The organism is Streptomyces sp. NEAU-174 (genome assembly GCF_052665095.1).
The window spans coordinates 46,173-68,331 of sequence record NZ_JBQTCE010000013.1 but is presented as its reverse complement, the minus strand read 5'-3'; the positions used below and the strand labels follow the sequence as shown (position 1 = coordinate 68,331).

Annotated in this window: 11 protein-coding genes and 1 pseudogene; 2 read left to right on the top strand and 10 right to left on the bottom strand. The window is 72.5% G+C overall.

All coding sequences use genetic code 11. The annotated features are described in order from the left end of the window. Window positions 1-128: 128 nt before the first annotated feature. The 8 genes from ACT2CW_RS32855 to ACT2CW_RS32820 form a co-directional block, all read right to left on the bottom strand. Window positions 129-1,496, bottom strand: a complete 1,368-nt coding sequence (locus ACT2CW_RS32855; RefSeq protein WP_445519235.1) for a sulfate adenylyltransferase subunit 1 — start codon at window positions 1,494-1,496, stop codon at window positions 129-131. Between the two features lie 2 nt (window positions 1,497-1,498). Then, on the bottom strand, window positions 1,499-2,437 hold the full coding sequence (gene cysD / locus ACT2CW_RS32850; RefSeq protein ID WP_445519234.1) for a sulfate adenylyltransferase subunit CysD: 939 nt from the start codon (window positions 2,435-2,437) through the stop codon (window positions 1,499-1,501). Between the two features lie 127 nt (window positions 2,438-2,564). Continuing rightward, entirely contained in the window at window positions 2,565-3,155 is a 591-nt protein-coding gene (cysC, locus tag ACT2CW_RS32845; protein WP_182471527.1) for an adenylyl-sulfate kinase, read from the bottom strand. Beyond that, on the bottom strand, window positions 3,137-3,838 hold the full coding sequence (locus tag ACT2CW_RS32840; RefSeq protein WP_044569155.1) for a phosphoadenylyl-sulfate reductase: 702 nt from the start codon (window positions 3,836-3,838) through the stop codon (window positions 3,137-3,139). The genes cysC and ACT2CW_RS32840 overlap by 19 nt, the downstream gene beginning before the upstream one ends. Further along, window positions 3,835-4,020 carry a hypothetical protein gene (locus ACT2CW_RS32835; RefSeq protein WP_164427764.1) on the bottom strand — a complete coding sequence of 62 codons (186 nt, stop codon included), beginning with the start codon at window positions 4,018-4,020 and terminating at the stop codon, window positions 3,835-3,837. The genes ACT2CW_RS32840 and ACT2CW_RS32835 overlap by 4 nt, the downstream gene beginning before the upstream one ends. A 31-nt stretch (window positions 4,021-4,051) precedes the next feature. Further along, window positions 4,052-5,746: a nitrite/sulfite reductase gene (locus ACT2CW_RS32830; protein ID WP_445519233.1), complete on the bottom strand. Its 1,695-nt coding sequence runs from the start codon at window positions 5,744-5,746 to the stop codon at window positions 4,052-4,054. A gap of 218 nt (window positions 5,747-5,964) precedes the next feature. Next, window positions 5,965-6,048, bottom strand: coding sequence for a putative leader peptide (locus ACT2CW_RS32825; RefSeq protein WP_309471194.1), 84 nt, complete (start codon window positions 6,046-6,048; stop codon window positions 5,965-5,967). Window positions 6,049-6,140: 92 nt separating this feature from the next. Then, window positions 6,141-6,674 (bottom strand): GNAT family N-acetyltransferase, encoded by a 534-nt coding sequence (locus ACT2CW_RS32820; RefSeq protein ID WP_164427768.1) that lies wholly within the window; start codon window positions 6,672-6,674, stop codon window positions 6,141-6,143. Window positions 6,675-7,116: 442 nt separating this feature from the next. On the opposite strand from ACT2CW_RS32820, the gene ACT2CW_RS32815 reads away from it, so the two are divergent. Next, a complete protein-coding gene (locus tag ACT2CW_RS32815) occupies window positions 7,117-7,671 on the top strand; it encodes a hypothetical protein (RefSeq protein ID WP_138917019.1) in 555 nt (184 codons plus the stop codon). 220 nt (window positions 7,672-7,891) lie between these two features. Beyond that, entirely contained in the window at window positions 7,892-9,235 is a 1,344-nt protein-coding gene (locus tag ACT2CW_RS32810; protein WP_445519232.1) for a YihY/virulence factor BrkB family protein, read from the top strand. Between the two features lie 41 nt (window positions 9,236-9,276). Here ACT2CW_RS32810 and ACT2CW_RS32805 read toward each other — a convergent pair whose 3' ends face one another. Beyond that, on the bottom strand, window positions 9,277-10,473 hold the full coding sequence (locus ACT2CW_RS32805) for a cytochrome P450 family protein (protein ID WP_445519231.1): 1,197 nt from the start codon (window positions 10,471-10,473) through the stop codon (window positions 9,277-9,279). 404 nt (window positions 10,474-10,877) lie between these two features. After that, window positions 10,878-22,157 (bottom strand): annotated as a pseudogene (locus ACT2CW_RS32800) (SDR family NAD(P)-dependent oxidoreductase); the annotation flags it as partial. Between the last annotated feature and the right edge of the window lie 2 nt (window positions 22,158-22,159).

The window sequence follows — 22,159 nt, the reverse complement described above, 5'->3', positions numbered from 1 at the left end:
GGTGGACGGGTGCGGACTGCGGCGTCAGCGCACACATCGTCCGACCCCGCCCTGCCCGCTGCCGAGCGCCCCGCTGCCCACGCGGCCGCCCTCCTTGGCGAATGTCGAGAACACCTCACCGGCCATCGTCAGAAGTCCCATCCCTCGTCGTCCCGCGCGGCCTCGGCGCCCTTGGCCGCTGCCGCGAAGGAGTCGCCCGCCATTCCGGCGGTGAGCGTGGTGCCGTCGGCCGGGTCGATCAACAGGAAGGAGCCGGTGCGGCGCGAGGCGTCGTACGCGTCCAGCGCCAGCGGCTCGGAGGTGCGCAGCACGACCCGGCCGATCTCATTGGCGGCCAGCTCACCCGGCGCCGGGTGGTGCGACAGATCGGCCAGCGTCAGCCGGGACGGGATGTCCTTGATGATCGCCTTCACCGTGCGGGTGGTGTGCTTGAGCAGCACCCGGTCGCCCACGCGCAGCGGACGGTCGTGCAGATGGCAGACGGTGGCCTCGACATCCCTGGTGGTCTCGGGCGCGTGGTCGCTCGGCGCGAGCAGATCCCCGCGCGAGATGTCCAGGTCGTCGGCGAGGGTGAGGGTCACCGACTGCGGGGCCCACGCCACGTCCACCATGGTGCCCAGCGCGTCGATCCCGGTGATGGCGGACGTCCGGCCGGACGGCAGCACCGTGACGGCGTCGCCGACGCGCAGCACACCGGAGGCGATCTGGCCCGCGTAGCCGCGGTAGTCGGGGTGCTCGGCGGTCTGCGGACGGATCACGTACTGCACCGGGAAACGCGCCGGGTCCTGGGACGGGTCGGTGCCCACCGGCACGGTCTCCAGGTGCTCCAGCACGGTCGGGCCGCCGTACCAGTCCATGTTCGCCGACGCGGTCACCACGTTGTCCCCGGCCAGCGCCGAGATCGGGATGGCCGTGATCTCCGGGACGCCCAGCGAGGCCGCGTAGGTGGTGAACTCCTCGGCGATGGCCGCGAAGACCGGCTCCGCGTAGTCCACCAGGTCCATCTTGTTGACGGCGAGGACCACATGCGGAACCCGCAGCAGGGCGGCGACCGCGGCATGCCGCCGGGTCTGCTCCACCACGCCGTTGCGCGCGTCCACCAGGACGACCGCGAGCTCGGCGGTGGAGGCGCCGGTGACCATGTTGCGGGTGTACTGCACATGGCCGGGGGTGTCGGCGAGGATGAACCGCCGCTTGGGCGTGGCGAAGTAGCGGTAGGCGACATCGATGGTGATGCCCTGCTCCCGCTCCGCCCGCAGCCCGTCCGTCAGCAGCGCCAGGTCCGGCGCCTCCTGGCCACGGCTGCGCGAAGCGTGCTCCACGGCCTCCAGCTGATCGGCCAGCACCGACTTGGAGTCGTGCAGCAGCCGTCCGACCAGCGTGGACTTGCCGTCATCCACCGAACCCGCGGTGGCGAAGCGCAGCTGGGAGGTGGCCGCAGACCGCTCGACGGCGGCCGCCGCGGCCTGCTCCTCGGACGTCAGATTGCTCGTCATGGTTAGAAGTACCCCTCGCGCTTGCGGTCCTCCATCGCGGCCTCCGACAGCTTGTCGTCGGCGCGAGTCGCACCCCGCTCGGTCAGCCGGGAGGCGGCTATCTCATCGATGACCTGCTCGATGCTCACCGCCTCCGACTCCACGGCACCGGTGCAGGACATGTCGCCCACGGTGCGGTAGCGCACCATGCGCCGCTCCACGGTCTCGCCGTCCTTCGGACCGCCCCACTCACCGGGCGCCAGCCACATGCCGTTACGCCGGAAGACCTCGCGCTCATGCGCGTAGTAGATCTGCGGCAGGTCGATCTTCTCCCGGGCGATGTACTGCCACACGTCCAGCTCGGTCCAGTTGGACAGCGGGAAGACCCGGACGTGCTCACCGGGGGAGTGGCGGCCGTTGTAGAGCTGCCACAGCTCGGGGCGCTGCCGCCGCGGGTCCCAGCCGCCGAACTCGTCCCGGAGGGAGAACACCCGCTCCTTGGCGCGGGCCTTCTCCTCGTCGCGGCGGCCACCGCCGAAGACCGCGTCGAAGCGGTTCTTCTCGATGGCGTCCAGCAGCGGCACGGTCTGGAGCGGATTGCGGGTGCCGTCCGGGCGCTCGCGCAGCCGGCCGTCGTCGATGAACTCCTGGACCGAGGCCACGTGCAGCCGCAGCCCGTACCGGGCGACGGTGGCGTCCCGATAGGCGATGACCTCGGGGAAGTTGTGCCCGGTGTCCACGTGGAGCAGCGAGAACGGAACCGCCGCCGGGGCGAAGGCCTTGAGCGCGAGATGCAGCATGACGATGGAGTCCTTGCCGCCGGAGAACAGGATCACCGGCCGCTCGAACTCGCCCGCCACCTCGCGGAAGATGTGCACCGCCTCGGACTCCAACGCGTCCAGGTGCGCGAGCGCGTACAGGCCCGCGCCCTCGTCCGCGTTGATCGCCGTCACGGTCGTCATGCCGCGCCCCTTTCGTTCGCTCGGCTGCGGTAGTAGCTTCCCGTCATATCGGCCGATTCGCTGTGGGTACGGCACCCCGGTGCGGGGAGCGCCATCGCCCGTGACGCGGTGGCCGCGCGTGGGTGGCTCACAGCAGTCCCCTTTCACTCAACAGCAACCGCACCTCGGCCGCCGACTCCTGCACGCTGTTCCTGTGGGTTTCGATGCGCAGATCCGGGTCGGCAGGGGCCTCGTAGGGGTCGTCCACACCGGTCAGCCCCGAAAGTTCGCCCGCCGCCTGCTTCGCGTACAGCCCCTTGACGTCCCGCTCGGAGCACACCTCGACGGGCGTGGCCACGTGGATCTCCAGATACGGGGTGCCCTCGCGCTGGTGGCGCTTGCGCACCGCCTCGCGGCTGTCCTCGTACGGGGCGATGACCGGCACCAGCACGGTGACCCCGTGGGAGGCCAGCAGTTCGGCCACGAAGCCGATCCGCTGGACGTTGGTGTGCCGGTCCTCGCGGGAGAAGCCAAGACCCGAGGAGAGGAACTCGCGGATCTCGTCCCCGTCGAGCACCTCCACCCGGCGGCCCTCGCCGCGCAGCCGCTCGGCCAGCGCATAGGCGATCGTGGTCTTTCCCGCACTCGGCAGACCGGTCAGCCACACCGTGGCACCGGTGGTCGTGGGGGCGCTCATCTCGTTCTCCTGGTCGACAGCCATCAGCCGTGCAGCCCGCATTCGGTCTTGTTGCTACCCGCCCAGCGGCCGGACCGGTTGTCCTCGCCCTCCAGAACCCGACGGGTGCAGGGCGCGCAGCCTATCGACGGATAGCCGTCCATCAGCAGGGGGTTGGTCAGCACACCGTGCTCGGCGACATAGGCCTCGACATCCGCTTGCGTCCAGCGGGCGATCGGGGAGATCTTCACCTTACGGCGCCGGGCGTCCCAGCCGACGACCGGGGTATTGGCGCGCGTTGGCGACTCGTCCCGACGCAGTCCCGTGGCCCAGGCGTCGTACTCCCGCAACCCCTCCTCGAGCGGCTGGACCTTCCGCAGGGCGCAGCACAGATCGGGGTTGCGGTCGTGCAGCCGGGGGCCGTACTCGGCGTCCTGCTCGGCCACCGTCTGGCGCGGGGTCAGGGTGATGACGTTCACGTCCATCACGGCCGCCACCGCGTCACGGGTGCCGATGGTCTCGGGGAAGTGGTAGCCGGTGTCGAGGAAGACCACATCCACACCGGGGAAGGCGCGGGAGGCGAGGTGCGCCACCACCGCGTCCTCCATCGAGGAGGTGACGCAGAAACGCGAGCCGAAGGTGTCCGCCGCCCAGCGCAGGATGTCCAGCGCCGGGGCGTCCTCGAGCTCGTGGCCCGCCTTCTCGGCGAGCCCTTCGAGATCGGTGTCCTCAAGCCGTGTCGTCATATCGCCGTGCCCCCTTCATCGACCGGGTCGCGCCGCAGGCCCTTGGCCAGCAGCCCGAGGAACGACAGGCGGAACGCGCGGTTGCAGGACGCGCATTCCCACGCGCCATGGCCCTCCTCCGAGGGACGCAGATCCTCGTCCCCGCAGTAAGGGCAGTAGAACGGCGCGGCACGCTCAGTCACTTTGCCCTCCGCTCGATCCCGAAGCGCTCACTCATGTGAGGGCCTCCTCCTCGGCCCGCGCGGCCCAGGTGGCGAAGCGCTCGCCGTCCTCGCGCTCCTCCTGGAAGCGGCGCAGCAGCCGCTCCACATAGTCCGGGAGCTCGGCGGCGGTGACCTTCAGCCCGCGCACCTTGCGGCCGAAGCCCGGCTCCAGGCCCAGGGCGCCGCCCAGGTGCACCTGGTAGCCCTCGACCTGCTGGCCGTTGTCGTCCATGACCAGCTGGCCCTTGAGACCGATGTCCGCCACCTGGATACGGGCGCAGGCGTTCGGGCAGCCGTTGAGGTTGATGGTGATCGGCTCGTTGAACTCGGGCAGCCGGCGCTCCAGCTCATCGATGAGCCAGGAGCCGCGCGCCTTGGTCTCGACGATCGCCAGCTTGCAGAACTCGATACCGGTGCAGGCCATCGTGCCGCGCCGGAACGGCGACGGCTTGACCTGGAGGTCCAGCGCCTCCAGCCCGGTGACCAGCGATTCCACCTGGTCCTCGGTCACATCGAGGACGATCATCTTCTGCTCGACGGTGGTGGTCAGCCGCCCGGAGCCATGGGCCTCGGCCAGGTCGGCGATCTTGGTGAGGGTGGCGCCGTCCACCCGGCCGACGCGCGGGGCGAAGCCCACGTAGTAGCGGCCGTCCTGCTGGCGGTGGACGCCGATGTGGTCACGCCACTGCTGGACGGGCTGCTCGGGCGCCGGGCCGTCGGACAGCGGGCGCTTGAGGTACTCGTCCTCCAGCACCTGGCGGAACTTCTCCGGGCCCCAGTCGGCGACCAGGAACTTCAGCCGGGCGCGGGTGCGCAGCCGCCGGTAGCCGTAGTCGCGGAAGATCCCGACGACCCCGGCCCACACCTCCGGGACCTCCGCCAGCGGGACCCAGGCGCCGAGCCGGACGCCGATCTTGGGGTTGGTGGAGAGACCGCCACCGACCCACAGGTCGAAGCCGGGGCCGTGCTCGGGGTGGCGGACGCCGACGAACGCGACGTCGTTGATCTCGTGCACCACGTCGAGCACCGGCGAGCCGGAGACCGCGGTCTTGAATTTCCGCGGCAGGTTGGAGAACTCCTTGCTGCCGATGTAGCGCCGGTGGATCTCCTCGATGGCGGAGGTGCCGTCGATGATCTCGTCCTCGGCGATCCCCGCCACCGGCGAGCCGATGATCACACGCGGGGTGTCACCGCACGCCTCGGTGGTGGACAGCCCGACGGCCTCCAGCCGCTTCCAGATCTCGGGCACGTCCTCCACCCGGATCCAGTGGTACTGGATGTTCTGCCGGTCGGTGATGTCCGCGGTGCCGCGCGCGAACTCCTCCGAGATCTCGCCGATGACCCGCAGCTGCTCGGTGGTCAGCCGGCCGCCGTCCACCCGGACCCGCATCATGAAGTACTCGTCGTCCAGCTCCTCCGGCTCCAGGATCGCGGTCTTGCCGCCGTCGATCCCGGGCTTGCGCTGGGTGTACAGACCCCACCAGCGCATCCGGCCGCGCAGATCGGCGCCGTCGATGGAGTCGAAGCCGCGGTGGGCGTAGATCGTCTCAATGCGTGTCCGCACATTGAGACCGTCATCGTCCTTCTTGGTCTGCTCGTTGCCGTTGAGGGGGGTGAAGTGCCCCGCGGCCCACTGGCCTTCGCCGCGGTGGCGTCCGGCCTTGCGGCGGGGCGTAGCGCTTGCGCGTTCCGGGGTGGCAGCCATGGCGGTGTATGTCCTTCTGAGCGGCTCAGGTGCGGCGGGTAGTACGTGCGCGCACGGTCTGACCTGCGCATGCGCAGGCGGGCAGGGTGTACGGCGGTGACCGGTGCGACATGCGGCGGGGAGTTCGAGACGTGCGCGCTCGCCCACGTCGTCGGGGGCGTGCGGAAGATGTGGTGGTGCTGCCCGGGGCCTTTGTGACGGCCCTGTCGAGGTGCGGGTCAGCCCGCCGGACAGATGGCGCTGGACATGCGGCCGAGGTCGACGTGGCGTCGACTCACCAAGGCAATTCCAGCTCGAGACATGATGGAAGCGTCGCATGGTGGTCTCTGACGAGTCCACCTTAATCCACTATGCGGACGAATCTGTCTCGGAATGCAAGACGTTGTGGTGTTGGTCACTCCTCGTCCGACGTCTTGACGTCGAACACCCGGAAACCCCGGCGGCGGTAGTTGTCCAGCGCGTACGGCCCGTCCTTGCTACAGGTGTGCACCCACACCCGCTTGGTCGGCATCCGGTCCGGCCGGCGGTCGGCCATGTCCCAGGCGCGAGAGGTGCCCCAGGTCAGCAGATGCCCGCCGATGCGGCGACCCCGGAAGGCCGGCAGCAGACCGAAGTACACGATCTCCACCACGCCCTCGTCCTGGCCCTCCAGCTCGATGTACCCGGCCGGGGTCCCGCGCTCGTACGCCACCCAGGTCTCCACGCCGGGCCGATGCAGATACTCCTCCCACGCCTCCCGCGACCACACCAGCCGGTCGGTCCACGCCACATCCGAGCCCACCGCCGTGTAGAGGAAGTGGCTGAACTCGGGGCTCGGCACCTCGGCCCGGGCGATCCGCACCCCGGCCGCGGCGGGCGGCTCCTGCGCCGGGCTGAGATCCGAGGGGGCGGTCTGCTCCAGGTACCAGGTGGTCACGGTGGTGGTCATGGTGGACAGATAACCATGGACGCCGTTGACTCGTCTTGACGGGTATCGCTCAAGCGGGGAGGGCGGGGTCGGGGTGTCCGGGAACGGGGTCAACGGGGATATGGAGGAGTTCGCGGAGCTGTTGCGCGAGCTCAAGGGGAGGACGAATGCGGGGCGCAAGCGGGCCGGGCCGCGGGCGCCGGCCGCGGTGTCGGTGGGTCGGGCTGGGGCTGCCGGGGGCGTCACGGAGGGTGTCTCACGGGCTGAGACGCCTGGAGGGCCTGTGACCGCGCCTACCGCGCCGGATCGAAGAGCTGATCGCCGCATGCCGCGCCGCCCAGCATCCCGCCCCGCATCCCGCCGGGCATCCCAGCCCCCGCCGTCCCCGCAGCTCGCGGGCGGTTTCCGATCCCGCCGTCCTCGACGGTCCACGGATCCGCAGACGAAGGAGACGAAGACGACCATGGCTGTGACCAGCACTCGGATCAGACTCGGCGCACTGCTCGGCGGCGCGGTCCTCGCCGCCACCGGCGTGTCCACCGCCCAGAGCGCGGCCGCCGCCCCCAGCGCCCCCGTGGCCGCCGACGCGCCCTCCGCCGCCGCGGTGACCAAGCTCAGCCACTCCGACGCGGCGAACCGGCTGCGCGGCGCCGGGATCTCCTGGACCTCCAGCGGGGGCTGCTCGGACCGGAACAACCCCACCTGTACCTCGTTCGAGCAGATCAACCTGACCACCGTGCAGGGTGCCATCACCCTGAAGGGGGCCACCGGCTGCGCGCTCACCATCACCGGCGGTACGGAGACCGGGCACGCCTCCGGCACGTACAGCCACTGGAACGGCTACAAGCTGGACTTCAGCCCCACCAGCTGCCTCAGCAACTACATCACCGGCACCTTCACCAACATCGGCCCGCGCCCCGGTGACGGCGCCCAGCAGTACAAGTCCGGCTCGGGCAACGTCTACGCCCGCGAGAGCAACCACTGGGACGTGACCTACTACAACTGCGGAGGCTGCTGACCCGCGGCCGCCGGCGCTCCCACCGACCGTCCGGCCGGCTGCAACGCGGCGCAACCTTTGCGCATGGCTGTAGTCGGCACGGACAGTGGGCCCGGCGGGCGGAGGGTGGTGCCGAGTCGGCGCGGCATCCCCTCCGCCAATGCCTGTACGGCGGCCTTTTGCGGCGATTCGGCCTGGTCACCGGATGAGCGGCGGTGAAAGCGCCGGATACGGTGAGAAGGTGCAGCCAGCAGAAGAAACATCGAAGCCGTCCGGCCGGCTCCGCAAGGCCCGCGCCCTGTACCGCAATGTGTCCAAGCGCAGGATGGCCTGGCTGCTGCTGAAGGACACCATCAATTCCTGTATGGAGTACCGGGTCACCGGGCTCGCCGCCGAAGCGGCCTTCTTCACCCTGCTGTCGCTGCCGCCCCTGCTGCTCGCCCTGATCGGGCTGCTCGGCTACTTCGACGCCTGGACCAGTACCGACACGGTGGCCACCATCCGGCAGAACATCCTCGACGCCTCGGCGACCGTACTGTCCGACCGGGGCGTCAAGGAGATCGCCCGGCCGCTGCTGGACGATGTGATCAAGGGCGGCCGTCCCGATGTGATCTCGCTGGGCTTCGCCATCGCCCTGTGGTCCGGCTCCCGCGCGGTGAACGTGTTCGTGGACACCATCACGATCATGTACGGGCTGGAGGGGAAGCGCGGGATCGTCAGGACCCGGCTGCTGTCCTTCCTGCTCTACCTGGTGGCACTCGTGATCGGGGCGGTGGCGCTGCCGCTGATGGTGATCGGGCCGGAGGCGGTGGTGGACCTGCTGCCGTCCAGCGGGGATCTCGTACCGGTCCTGTACTGGCCGGTGGTGATCCTCCTCTCCATCGCCTTCCTGACCACGCTCTACCACGTGTCCGTACCGGTGCGCTCGCCGTGGCCGGAGGACATCCCGGGGGCGCTGGTGGCCCTCGCGATATGGGTGCTGGGCAGCTTCCTGCTGCGGATCTACCTGGTGCATACGGTCGAGGGCCCGACGATCTACGGCTCGCTGGCCGCACCCGTCGCGGTGCTGCTGTGGATCGGGGTGTCCGCCTTCGCGGTGCTGGTCGGAGCGGCGGTCAACGCCGCGATCGACCGGGTCTGGCCCTCGGTGGCCACGGCCGCCGGGCGCGCGGAGCGCGCCGCCCGGGCCCGGGAGGAGATGGCCCGGCTGCGGGCGAAGGACCAGCGCACGGCGGACGACGGCGCGGCGGAGATCACCCCGCCGTCGGAGTTCCCCGAGCGCTGGGCCCAGTTCCTGCCGCACGGCGACATACGCTCCCGGCTGCACACGAAGCGAGAGGCGGGGGAGAAGGCCGCCGGGAGGGCGGGGAAGGCCGGGAACGCCGGGAAGGCGGCCGGGGAACCCGCCGGTCGGCCCGCCGATCAGCCTTCGGGTCCGGTTCAGCCCTCGGGTCCGGCTCAGCCCTCGGGGAAGGCGGCCGGGGAGCCCCGGACGCCCCGGCAGGGGCCGAGGCGTCCGGAGGTACGGTCCGCGGCGGACGGCGCGGACGACACCGCGGCGGACGACGACCACCCGGTGCGCTGACCGCGCGCTGACCGCGCCGCGCCCTACCGCCCCGCCCCGCCTTACCCCGCAGGGGTGAACCGCACCGGCAGCCGCAGAAGGCCACGCATCATGCTGGGGCGCCAGACGAGGGTGTCCGGGTCGGTGTCCAGGGCCAGGTCGGGACACCGCTCCAGCAGCGCCCGCAGTGCGATCGTGGCCTCCAGCCGGGCCAGCGGCGCGCCCAGACAGTGGTGGACGCCGTGGCTGAAGCCCAGGTGGCCCCGGGCGTCCCGGTGGATGTCGAAGCGGTCGGGGTCGGGGAAGCGCCGCGGGTCGCGGTTGGCCGAGCCGAGCAGCACCAGGACCGGCTCGCCCGCGGGGATCTTGGTGCCCGCGATCTCCACGGGTTCGGTGGTGAAGCGGTGCGCCGTGGACTGCGACGGGCCGTCGTAGCGCAGCATCTCCTCGACGGCGGCGTCCAGCAGCCCGTAGTCGGCGCGCAGCGCGGCCAGCTGCTCGGGGGCGCGCAGCAGCGCGCAGGTGCCGTTGGAGAGCAGATTGACGGTCGTCTCGTGCCCGGCGACCAGCAGCAGGAAGGCCATGCCCAGCATCTCCTCGGACGAGAGCCGGTCACCGTCCTCGTCCATCGTGCGCACCAGGGCGGACAGCAGATCGTCGCTCTCCGCCTCCCGCTTGGCCTCGATGAGCTTGGCCAGATAGCCGGTCATGGCGGCCACGGCGGCCCCCGCGGCCTCCGGGCCGCTGGGGAAGACGATCTCGCTGGACCAGCCGCGGAAGTCGGCCCGGTCGGCCGCCGGTACGCCGAGCAGTTCGCAGATCACCGCCATCGGCAGCGGCATGGCGAACGACTCCACGAGGTCGGCCCGGCCCAGCGGCAGCATGGTGTCCAGCAGCTCATCGGCGATCTGCCGGACGCGCGGCCGCAGCGCCTCGATCCGGCGGGCGGTGAACTCCCGCGCCACCAGCTTCCGTAGCCGGGTGTGGTCCGGCGGGTCGGTCTGGAGCATGTTCAGCCCGATGGCGTTGCCCCCGTCGTCCTGCCATGAGGAGGAGTGCCGGACGTCATTGCTCATCCGGGGGTCGGTGAGGGCGGCGCGGGCCTCCTCATGGCCCACGATCAGCCAGACGTCGTCCGTGCCGTGGCTGGGCACCTGGTGCACGGGGCCTTGCTCGCGCAGCATGGCGTAGAGCTGGTACGGGTCGGAGACGATGTCCGTACCGGGCGGGACGAGTCTTTCGAAGGCGGGGAGGGTCATGGTGGCGTAGGTCCTTTCTGGCGGCGGGTTTGGGTGGCAGGTCTACGGGGTGCCGGGCGGGCCAGGCGGGGGCTCCGCGTAGCGGTGCTTTCCCCTCCCCGCCCCTTCCCTCAACTGGGGCTCCGCCCCAGACCCCGCTCCTCAAGCGCCGGAGGGGCTGGATGGTGGGGTTCCGTCCCAGACCCCGTTCCTCAAGTGCTGGAGTGGCTGGTTGGTGGGGTTCCGTCCCAGACCCCGCTCCTCAAACTCCCCCAGCTCCGCTGGGAGCTGCCCCGGAGGGGCTGGAAGGCGGGGCTCCGTCCCAGACTCCGGGGTCCAGGGGCGGAGCCCCTGGTAACGGGAAGGGGCGGGGAGGGGAAAGCACCGCTACGCGGTTACAGGCCGCGTTCGGTGAGCCAGGTCTCGATGGCCTCCGTGGTCTCGGGGAGATGGTGCTCCATGATCGTGAAGTGGTCCCCCGGCGTGGCCCGGGCGGTATGCGGGAAGGGCCACACCGCACGCCACGCATCGCCCTCGAACCCCTCGTCCTGATGGGGCATGGGCTCAGCCGCGCTCAGGAAGAACGTCGGGCTCTGGACGGGCCGCAGCACGCACTCCTCCATCAGCAGCGCGTTGTAGCGCCCGCTCGCCGAGAGCTTCGCCCCGGTCAGCGCGAAGTCGCCGAGCAGCTGCTCCCGGGAGTCCAGGCCCTCGTTCAGCGCGATGTGGGTCTTCTCGGAGAACTGATGGGTGGCCTCAAAGGTGTCGAGCAGCACGACCGCGCCGGGCGGCAGCCCCGCCCGCTCGGCCCGCTCCGCCAGCGCGTAGGCGAGCAGCCCGCCCATGGAGTGACCGACCAGGACGTAAGCCTCGGCGCCGATGGCCGCGCGCAGCTGGTGGAGGTGCAGTTCGATCAGGGCGTCGAAGGTGTCGGCCACCAACTCGCCTTCGAGGTAGCCGGGGTTGACCAGCGAGAGCACATCCCGCCTGCCCTCGAACATCTGCGCCATCATCCCGTACTGGATCGGTCCGGCGGTGGCGGTGATGGCGGGCAGACACACCAGCGTGGCCCGCGTGCCGTCGCCACTCGCCATCCTCACCGGCGGGAGGATGTGGTCGGCGGCGCCCTCGGCGGTGAAGGAGGGCCGGAGCCGGCCCGCGGCCTGGATGAGCGCCATGCCCACCGACTGGGCCCGGCCGCTGGCGTACGCCTGGTGGTAGAGGGTGGTGAGGCTGTCGTAGGGGTCCGACTCCGGGGCCGCGGTGGCCTTCGCCAGCTCCCGCTCGATGGCGGACGGTGGCGGCGCGGAACCATCCGGAGCGGAGCCGTCCGGCGCGGTCTGCTCCTGGGGCCTGGTGTCATCCGCCACAGGCGCACTCGGCCGGATGGCGGCCCGGCTGCCCACCAGCGTGGCCAGGTGCCCGGCGAGCCGGTCTACGGTCGAGTGCTCGAACGTCGCCGTGGCCGACAGCCGGATCCCGAGCAGCGTGGCGAGCCGGTCGCGCAGATCGATCCCGCGCACCGAGTCCATGCCGAGCGCCAGGAACTCGGTGTCCGGGCCGATCTCCGCGTCCGCCTCGTGGTGGAGCACCGCGCGCAGCTGTTCCCGGACGAGGCCCGCAAGCAGCCGCTCCCGGTCCTCGGGCGCGGCGTCCAGGACGCGCTGGGCGGCGGCGGTGTCCCGCGGCCGGGGGCCCGGCCGTTCGCGCCGTACGGGACGGGCCGCACGCTCCTCCGCGGCCGCCCGCAACCGGTCCGCGGACACCGGCCGCAGCGTCAACGCACCGATATGCGCGAGGGGTTGACCGTCGTCGCCCGTGAGATGGACACCGACGGCATCCGGGCCGACGGCGGACAGCCGCACCCGTACGGTGGCGGGCGGGGCGGTGTCCGGGGTGGCGTACAGCCGGACACCGGTCCAGGAGAACGGCATCCGGATCGGCGCGCCCGCCGACTCCGCCCGGTCGAAGAACCCGCCGAGGCCGATCGCGTGCAGAGCGGTGTCGAGCAGCGCGGGGTGCAGCGCGAAGCCGTCCACCGGGCCACCACCGGCCCCCTCGCCCAGGGCCACCTCGGCGAAGACCTCCCCGTCGCGCCGCCAGGCCGACCGCAGACCGCGGAAGGCCGGGCCGTAGTCGAAGCCGTTGGACGCGAGCCGGTCGTAGAAGCCCGTCAGGTCGACGGCACGGGCACCGGGCGGCGGCCAGACGGCGGCCATCTCGGCGAACGCGGCCGTGCCACCGCCCTCCTGCCCCGGCCCCATGCCCTCCTGCCCCTGCCCCGGGCTCGCCGGATCCGGTGCCACGACGGCCCGCACATGGCAGGCCCACCCCGCTGCCATGTCCTCGCCCGCCGACTCGCGGCGGGAGTGCACGGTGAGCTCCCGCCGGCCCTCCGCATCGGGCTCGCCCACCTGGATCTGGAGGTGTGCCGCCTCGGTGGCGGGGAGGAACAGCGGTTCCTGGAGGGTGAGTTCGGGCAGGTGCGGGCAGCCGACCGTACGCCCCGCGTACAGCGCCCAGTCGAGGAACACGCTGCCCGGCAGCACCACACCGCCCAGCACCGCGTGGTCGGCGAGCCAGCGGTGAGTGGTCTGCGACAGTGTGAACAGCACCGTGTCGCTCCCGGCCGGGGCCACCGCCCCCGCCAGCAGCGGATGCCGCACCCCCGTGAGCCCGGCGCCACCCACGTCCCCGGTGCGCTCGGGCGCGTCCAGCCAGTACCGCCGCGCGCGGAACGCGTACGTGGGCAGATCGACGGGCCGCCCGCCTTCGAACGCGGTCGCCCACGCCACCTCGCCTCCGGCCACGAACAGCTCCGCGAGCGCCGTGAGCAGCCGCTCCCGGCCGCCCTCGCCCCGCCGCAGCGTGCCCACCACCACGGCTGTCGAGGTGCCCGGCGGTGTCCGTTCGACCGTCTGCTCGATCCCGGGTATCAGTACCGGGTGCGGGCTCACCTCGATGAACACCGTGTGCCCGGCGTCGGCCAGGGCGCGGGTCGCCTGCTCGAACCGTACGGTCTCGCGGAGGTTCCGGTACCAGTACGCCGCGTCGGCACGCGCGCCGTCGAGGAGGGCGCCGGTCACCGTCGAGTACATCGGCACCTCGCCGGGGCGGGGCGTGATGGGCGCGGCCAGCTCAAGCAGCCGCTCACGGATCCGTTCGACCTGCGGGGTGTGCGAGGCGTAGTCCACCGGGACGCGGCGCGCCCGCACCCCGTCCCGTTCACACGCCGCCATCAACTCGTCCAGCGCCGCCGCGTCCCCGGCGACCACGGTCGAACCGGGCCCGTTCACGGTGGCCACGCAGAGCCGCTCGGCCCAGGGCGCCACCAGCTTTCCGGCCTCGTCCACCGGCACGGGCAGCGAGACCATGCCGCCCCGGCCCGCCAGTTCGCTCCCGATCAGCCGGCTGCGCAGCGCGACGACGCGGGCGGCGTCCTCCAGGGAGAGCACCCCCGCGACACACGCCGCCGCCAGCTCGCCCTGCGAATGCCCCACCACCGCGGCGGGCTCGACCCCATGGGACCGCCACACCCGCGCCAGGGACACCATGACCGCCCACAGCACCGGCTGCACCACATCGACCCGGTCCTGCGACGGCGCGCCCGGGCGTCCGCGCACCACATCGAGCGGCGACCACTCCACATACGGGGCCAGCGCCCGGGCGCACTCGTCGAACGCCTCGGCGAACTCCGTTGAGGCGTCGATAAGTTCGGCCGCCATCCCGGCCCATTGCGAGCCCTGCCCGGGGAAGACGAACACCGGCCCCGGCCGGTCGGCGTCCACGGGCCGGTCCATGGACACACTCCGCACCACACCGGTGGCCGGTTCGCCACGGCCGAGCGCCGCCAGCCGGTCCAGGAACTCCTCCCGGGTCCGGCCGATCACCACGGCGCGCCGGCCGAAGACGGCCCGGGACAGCAGCGAGCGTGCCACGTCGACGGGCACCAGCTCCGGTTCGGCGGCCAGCCGCTCCCGCAGTCTGCGGGCCTGGTCACGCAGGCTGTCGGCGCTCTTCGCCGAGAGCACCCACGGCACCGCGACCTGCGTCGGCTCAGCGGCGATGGCGGCCTCCGGCGCCTCCTCCAGGATCACATGGGCGTTGGTGCCGCTGATCCCGAACGACGACACCGCGCCGCGCCGCGGCGCACCGGCCGAGGGCCACTCCTCGTTCTCGGCGGCCAGCCGCAGCGCACCGGCCGTCCAGTCCACCCGCTCGGTGGGGCGTTCGGCGTGCAGGGTGCGGGGTACGACACCGTGGCGCAGGGCCAGCACCATCTTGATGACGCCCGCGACCCCGGCCGCCGCCTGGGTGTGGCCGAGGTTGGACTTCACCGAGCCCAGGACCACCGGCCGGTCGGCGGGCCGGTCCCGGCCGTACGTGGCGAGCAGCGCCCGCGCCTCGATCGGGTCGCCCAGCGGCGTCCCCGTGCCATGCGCCTCGACCACGTCCACATCGGCCGCCGTGAGCCCCGCGTTCGCCAACGCCTGCCGGATGACGCGCTGTTGGGCCGGGCCGCTGGGCGCGGTGAGGCCGTTGGACGCGCCGTCCTGGTTGAGCGCGGAGCCCCGGAGCAGCGCCAGCACCCGGTGGCCGTGGCGGCGGGCGTCGGACAGCCGCTCGACCACCAGCATGCCGACGCCCTCGGCGAAGCCCATCCCGTCGGCCTCGGCGGCGAACGCCTTGGAGCGCCCGTCGGGGGCGAGCCCGCCGACCCGGCTGAACTCCACGATCGGCCGCGGGGTCGACATGACCGTCACCCCACCGGCCACCGCGAGGCCGCATTCGCCCCGCCGTACCGCCTGCGCGGCCAGGTGCAGCGCCACCAGGGACGAGGAGCACGCGGTGTCCACGGTGATGGCCGGGCCCTCGAGCCCGAGGGTGTAGGCCACCCGGCCGGTGGCCACGCTGCCCGCGCTGCCGTTGCCGAGATAGCCCTCGAAGCCGTCGGCCAGCTGCTCGGGGAAGCGCGTGGCGTAGTCGTTGTAGATCAGCCCCGCGAAGATCCCGGTCGGGGTGGCGCGCAGCGCGGTGGGGTCGATGCCCGCGTGTTCGAACGCCTCCCATGTGGTCTCCAGCAGCAGCCGCTGCTGGGGGTCCGTGGCCAGCGCCTCACGGGGCGAGATGCCGAAGAACTCGGCGTCGAAGTCGGCCGCGTCGTACAGGAAGCCACCGGCCGGCGCATGGGTCCCGGGCGCGCCGGGGCGGCCCAGCTCGGCGTGCCAGCCGCGGTCGTCGGGGAAGGGGCCGATGGCGTCCCGGCCTTCGGCGAGCAGCTGCCACAGCTCCTCGGGCGAGCGCACCCCGCCGGGGAAGCGACAGCTCATCCCGACGATCGCGATCGGGTCGTCGTCATCGGCGGCCACCGCCGCACGGGTGGGGACGGCGGTGGCCTCGCTCTCCGGCACCAGCAGCCGCAGCAGCTCGGCCACCAGCGCGGCCGGGGTCGGATGGTCGAAGACGGTGGTCACCGGAAGCCGCAGCCCGGTGGCCGTACTGAGCCGGTTGCGCAACTCCACGGCGGTCAGCGAGTCGAAGCCCAGGTCCCTGAAGGAGCGGTCCCCGGCCAGCGCGTCACCGTCCGTATGCCCGAGCACCACGGCGGCCTGGGCCCGTACGAGGTCGCTCAGCGTGCGTGCGCGGTCCGCCGGGGGCAGCGCGGCCAGGCGGTCCCGCAGCCCGCCGCCACCCGTGGCCGTGTTGGTGGCGCCGCGCCGGACCGCCGTCGTACGCACCAGCCCGCGCAGCAGCGGCGCGGGCTCGCCGTGGCGGCGCAGGGCGGCCATGTCCAGCCGCACCGGAACGCTGAGCGCGCGGGGCACCCGTATGGCCGCGTCGAAGAGCGCCAGCCCCTGGTCGGTGGTGAGCGGCCGTACGCCCTGACGGCGCATCCGGTCCAGGTCGGTGGCGCCCAGACCACCGGTCATCGCGCCGCGTTCGCCCCACAGGCCCCAGGCGAGGGAGTGCGCGGGCAGGCCCTGGTCACGGCGGTGCTTGGCGAGGGCGTCCAGAAACGCGTTGGCGGCCGCGTAGTTGCCCTGGCCCGCCGAGCCGAGCACCCCGGCGGCGGAGGAGAAGAGCGCGAACAGCGCCAGGTCCCGGTCCCGGGTCAGCTCGTGCAGATACCAGGCCGCGTCCGCCTTGGGGCGCAGCACGGTGTGCAGCCGCTCGGGGGTCAGCGCGGAGACCACACCGTCGTCCAGCACCCCGGCCGCGTGCACCACACCGCGCAGCTTCGGCAGGCCGTCCAGCAGCGCGCCCAGCGCGGCGCGGTCGGACACATCACACGCCACCACCCGGGCCGTGGCGCCCAACTCTGCAAGCTCCGCGATGAGTTCGCGGGCGCCGGGGGCCTCCGGGCCCCGGCGGCCGACGAGGACGAGGTCGGTGACGCCATGGCGGGCGACCAGATGCCGGGACACCGCCGAGCCGATGACCCCCGTGCCCCCGGTGATCAGCACGGTGCCGTCGATCGCGTCCCGGGGCGGGGTGAGCACCACCTTCCCGGTGTGGCGCGCCTGGCTGACGTGGCGGAACGCCTCCCGCGCCCGGCGGGTGTCCCACGCCGTCACCGGCAGCGGTGCCAGCACACCCGCCTCGAACAGCTCGGCGAGATGGGCCAGCATCGCGCCCAGCCGCTCCGCCCCGGCCTCGGCGAGGTCGAACGCCCGATAGCCGACGCCCGGCCATCGCGCGGCCACCTCATCGGCGTCCCGGACATCCGTCTTGCCCATCTCGATGAACCGGCCGCCGCGCGGCAGCAGCGTCAGCGAGGCGTCGATGAACTCCCCGGCCAGACAGTTCAGTACGACATCGACGCCCCGGCCATCGGTCGCGGTCAGGAAGCGCTCGGCGAACTCCAGGGTGCGCGAGGACGCCACCCGCTCGGCCGGAACGCCCATGCCGTGCACCACGGGCCACTTCGGCTCGCTCGCGGTGGCGTACACCTCGATCCCGAGGTGGCGCGCCAGCCGTACCGCCGCCATCCCCACGCCACCCGCGGCGGCGTGCACCAGAACCGACTCGCCCGCGCGCACCCGGGCCAGTTCGACCAGGGCGTAGTACGCGGTCAGGAACACGGCGGGCACGGATGCCGCCTGCGGGAACGTCCAGCCGTGGGGCATCCGCACGACCATGCGGGCGTCGGCCACCGCCACGGGGCCCGCGTACGCGCCCGACACCAGCCCCATCACCCGGTCGCCCACCGCGAGGCGGTCGACACCGGGGCCGACCTCGAGCACCACACCGGCGCCTTCGGCCGCGAAGAGCGCCTCGCCGCTGGGCCCAGCGCCGGGCCCGACGCCGAGCTCGCCGCTGGGGACGACGGCCAACGAGGCCAGGACGTCACGGAAGTTGACGCCCGTGGCGCGTACCGCGATCCGCACCTGGCCCGGGGCCAGGGGTCCCTCGACACCTGGAGCGGGCACGAGCCGCAGCCCCTCCAGGGTGCCGCCGGTGTCCAGGTCCAGGCTCCAGGCGCCTTCGGGGGCCGTCAGCAGTCCGGCGTCCGCCGGTGAGACCCGGCCCAGCCGGGGCACGGACACCGCTCCGGCGCGCACCACGAGTTCGGGCTCACCGGTGGCGAGGGCGGCGGTCAGCGCGGCCATGGACTCGGGCGCATCGTCCAGATCCACCTGCGCGAACCGGCCCGGGTGCTCCGAGCACACCGAACGCCACAGCCCCCGCACCCCGGCCAGCGCCAGCTCGGCCCGCTCACCAGGAAAAGCGGCCACCGCCTCCCGGGTCACCAACGCGAGGCGTGTGCCGACGAGTTCGGGATGGCTCAGCCACTCCCGTACCGTCGCCAGTACGGCAGTCAGCCGGTCCCGGCCGGCGGCGGGTACCTCGTCCGGAGCTTGCGCCGGGAGGGCGGGGAACAGCACCAGCGGGGGCAGGGGTACGCCGGTGCGTACGGCGGCGAGGAGCGCGGCCATGTCGGCGTAGATGGGAGCGTCGGGGGCGTCGGGCAGGGCAGCGCCGAGCACCGCCATGGGCTCCGTGGCCTCGGACGGCCGGAGGGGCAGCGGCGTCCACGTGACCTCGAAGAGCGCGTCCGGAACCGTCCCGGTGGCCATCGTCAGCGCGTCGGCCGTCAGTGGCCGTGAGACCACCTCGTCGACGGTGAGGATCGGCTGCCCGGCGAGGTCCGTCATCCGCACCGAGATCCCGCCCGGCCCCGTGGGCGCCGTCCGCACCCGGGCGACGGTCGCGCCCGTGGCATGCAGCCGCGCCCCGGAGAACGACAGCGGCATCATCCGCTCCGTCTCGCCCTCCAGGAGCCCCACGAGCCGCGTCTGCAACGCCGCGTCCACCAGCGCCGGATGCACACCGAACCGGTCCGCGTCGCCGGCGGCCGACTCCGGCAGCCGCACCTCGGCGAACAGCTCCTCGCCCCGGCGCCATACGGCACGCACGCCCTGGAACACCGGGCCGTAGCCGTAGCCATGGTCCGCCAGCCGCTCGTAGAACGCGTCGATGTCCACCGGCTCCGCGCCGGTGGGCGGCCACTGGGCGTCGGCCTCCGGCTCCGCGTCCGCGTCCATGTGCTCGTCGCCGGGCGCCGACGGGGACGCCGTCAGCGTCCCCGTGGCATGGCACACCCAGTCCGCCGGATCGTCGTCCCGCTCCGGGCGGTGCGGCCGGGAGTGCAGCCGTACGGCGTACGCGCCCCGCTCGTCCGCCGCGTCGATGCCCACCTGGATGTCGAGGCCGGTGTCGTCGTCGGACGGCAGGGTCAGCGGGGTGTGCAGGACCAGCTCGTCCAGCCGTTCGGCGCCCATGTGCTGCCCGGCTCCCAGCACGAGCTCCAGCAGGGCCGCGCCCGGCACCAGGACCCGGTCCAGCACCATGTGATCGGCCAGCCATGGATGGGTACGGGTGGAGATTCGGCCCGTGAACACGAACCCGCCGCCCTCGGCCATGCTCACCCCGGCCGCCACCAGCGGATGCCCCACGACGGACAGCCCCGCGCCCGCGAGGTCACCGACCCGCTCGGCCGCCGAAAGCCAGTAGTGGTGGCGTTGGAAGGGGTAGGTGGGGAGGTTGGTGGGGGTGGGGTTGGTTGGAGTGATGGGCCAGTTGGGGGTGAGACCGTGGGTCCAGAGGGTGGCGAGGGTGGTGAGGAGTTGCTGGATGCCGCCGTGGTCGCGGCGAAGGGTGGGGATGGCGTGGGCGTTGGTTTCCTGGATGGCGGTGGTGAGGACGGGGTGGGGGCTGGACTCCAGGAAGAGGGCGTGGCCGTCAGTCTGGAGGGTCCGCAGTGTGTCGTGGAAGCGGACGGGCTCGCGGAGGTTGCGGTACCAGTACTCGGCGTCGAGGGTGCCGCCGTCGATGGGGGTGGCGGTGACGGTGGAGTAGAGGGGGATGTCGCCGGGGTGGGGGGTGATGGGCGCGGCGAGTTGGAGGAGTTGCTCCCGGATGCGTTCGACGTGGGGCGTGTGGGACGCGTAGTCGACCGGGATGGTGCGTGTGCGCAGCCCGGCGCTCTCGGCTGCGGCGGCTACCTCGGCGAGCCCGCTCGGGGTTCCGGCGATGACGGTGGAGGTGGGCCCGTTGACGGCCGCGATCCAGACGTCATCGCGGCCGGTCAGCAGCTCGCGTGCCTGCTCGGCGGAGGTGGCGAGGGAGACCATGCCGCCGTGTCCGGCCAGTTCTTGGGCGATGAGGCGGCTGCGCAGTGCCACGAGCCGCGCGCCGTCTTCGAGGGTGAGTACACCGGCCACACACGCTGCCGCGATCTCACCTTGTGAGTGGCCGATGACGGCGGAGGGCTCGATGCCGAGCGAACGCCACACCTGCGCCAAGGACACCATCACGGCCCAGAGGGCGGGCTGGACGACATCCACCCGCTCCAGGACGCTCTCGTCCGAGGTCTCACGCAGAACGTCGAGGAGATTCCACTCGATGTGCGGGGCGAGGGCCTGGGCGCACCGGTCGATGGACTCCGCGAACGCCGAGGAAGTGGAGAGCAGTTCGGCGCCCATGCCGACCCACTGCGACCCCTGCCCCGGAAAGACGAAGACCGCACCGGACGGCGGCTCTTCCGGGGCCACGCCGCTGACCACGTGGGCGGCGGGTTCGCCGGTGGCGATGGCGTCCAGCCCGGCCAGGAAGGTGTCCCGGTCGGCGGCGACGACCACCGCGCGGTGCTCCAGCGCGGCCCGGTGCCGTGCCAGCGTCCAGCCGATGTCGGCGAGGTGCCGGTCACTCGTGGCCGCGAACGTCAGCAATTGCGCTGCCTGTGCCCGTAGCGCAGTCTCGGAGCGTGCCGAGATCACCCACGGCAGCGGACCCTCCGTAGGTCCGGATTCGGGTGCGGTATCGGCCGCAGGGGCCGCTTCGAGGATCACATGGGCGTTGGTGCCGCTGACGCCGAACGACGACACCGCCGCGCGCCGCGCCCGTTCGGCCTCGGGCCACGGCGCGTTCTCCGTGACCAGCTCCACCGCACCGGAGCCCCAGTCCACATGCGGCGTCGGCTCGTCCACATGCAGGGTGCGCGGCACCACGTCATGGCGCATCGACATGACCATCTTGATCACACCGGCCACGCCCGCCGCGGCCTGGGTGTGGCCGAGGTTGGATTTCACCGAGCCCAGCAGCGCGGGGCGGTCGGCGGGCCGGTCCTGGCCGTACGTGGCGAGCAGCGCCTGTGCCTCGATCGGGTCGCCCAGTGCCGTACCGGTCCCGTGCGCCTCGATCACATCCACCTCGGACGAGGCCACGCCCGCGTCGGCCAGCGCGTCCTGGATCACCCGTCGCTGGGCGGGGCCGTTGGGCGCGGTGAGGCCGTTGGAGGCACCGTCCTGGTTGACCGCGGTGCCCCGGATCACGCCGAGCACCTGGTGGCCGTTGCGGCGGGCGTCGGACAGCCGTTCCACCAGCAGCAGCCCCACGCCCTCCGCCGCGCCCATACCGTCCGCGGCGGCGGAGAACGCCTTGCACCGGCCGTCCCGGGCCAGCCCCTGCTGCCTGCTGAACTCGGTGAACAGATCCGGCGTGGACATCACGGCGACACCGCCGACGACCGCCATCCCGCACTCGCCGTTGCGCAGCGCCCGCACCCCCAGATGCATGGCCACCAGCGAGGACGAACACGCGGTGTCCACGGTGAGGGCCGGGCCGGTCAGCCCGAAGGTGTAGGCGATGCGCCCGGAGACGACACTGCCCGCGACACCGGTCATGGCATGGCCCTCGACCTCCTCCGGGATCGCGGGCAGCCTGCTGCCGTAGTCATGGAAGCTGGCACCGATGAACACCCCCGTCCGGCTGGAGCGCAGCGACGCCGGATCGATGCCCGCCCGCTCGAACAGCTCCCAGGAGGTCTCCAGCAGCAGCCGCTGCTGGGGGTCCATCGCCAGGGCCTCGCGCGGTGAGATGCCGAAGAAGGAGGCGTCGAACTCGCCCGCGGTGTGCAGGAATCCACCCTCGGCGGTGTACGAGGTCCCCGGCCGTTCGCCGTCCGGATCCACCAGCTCCGCCAGATCCCAGCCCCGGTCGACCGGGAACCCGGAAATGGCGTCCCCGCCGCCTTCGACGAGCTCCCACAGCGCCTCGGGCGAGGCCACTCCGCCGGGGTAGCGGCAGCTCATCCCCACGATTGCCACCGGCTCGGCGGCCGCCGACTCCGCCACCCGCAGTTGCGCCCGCGTCTCCTTGAGCTCCGCGGTGACCCGGGTCAGATAGTGGCGGAGCTTGTGCACAT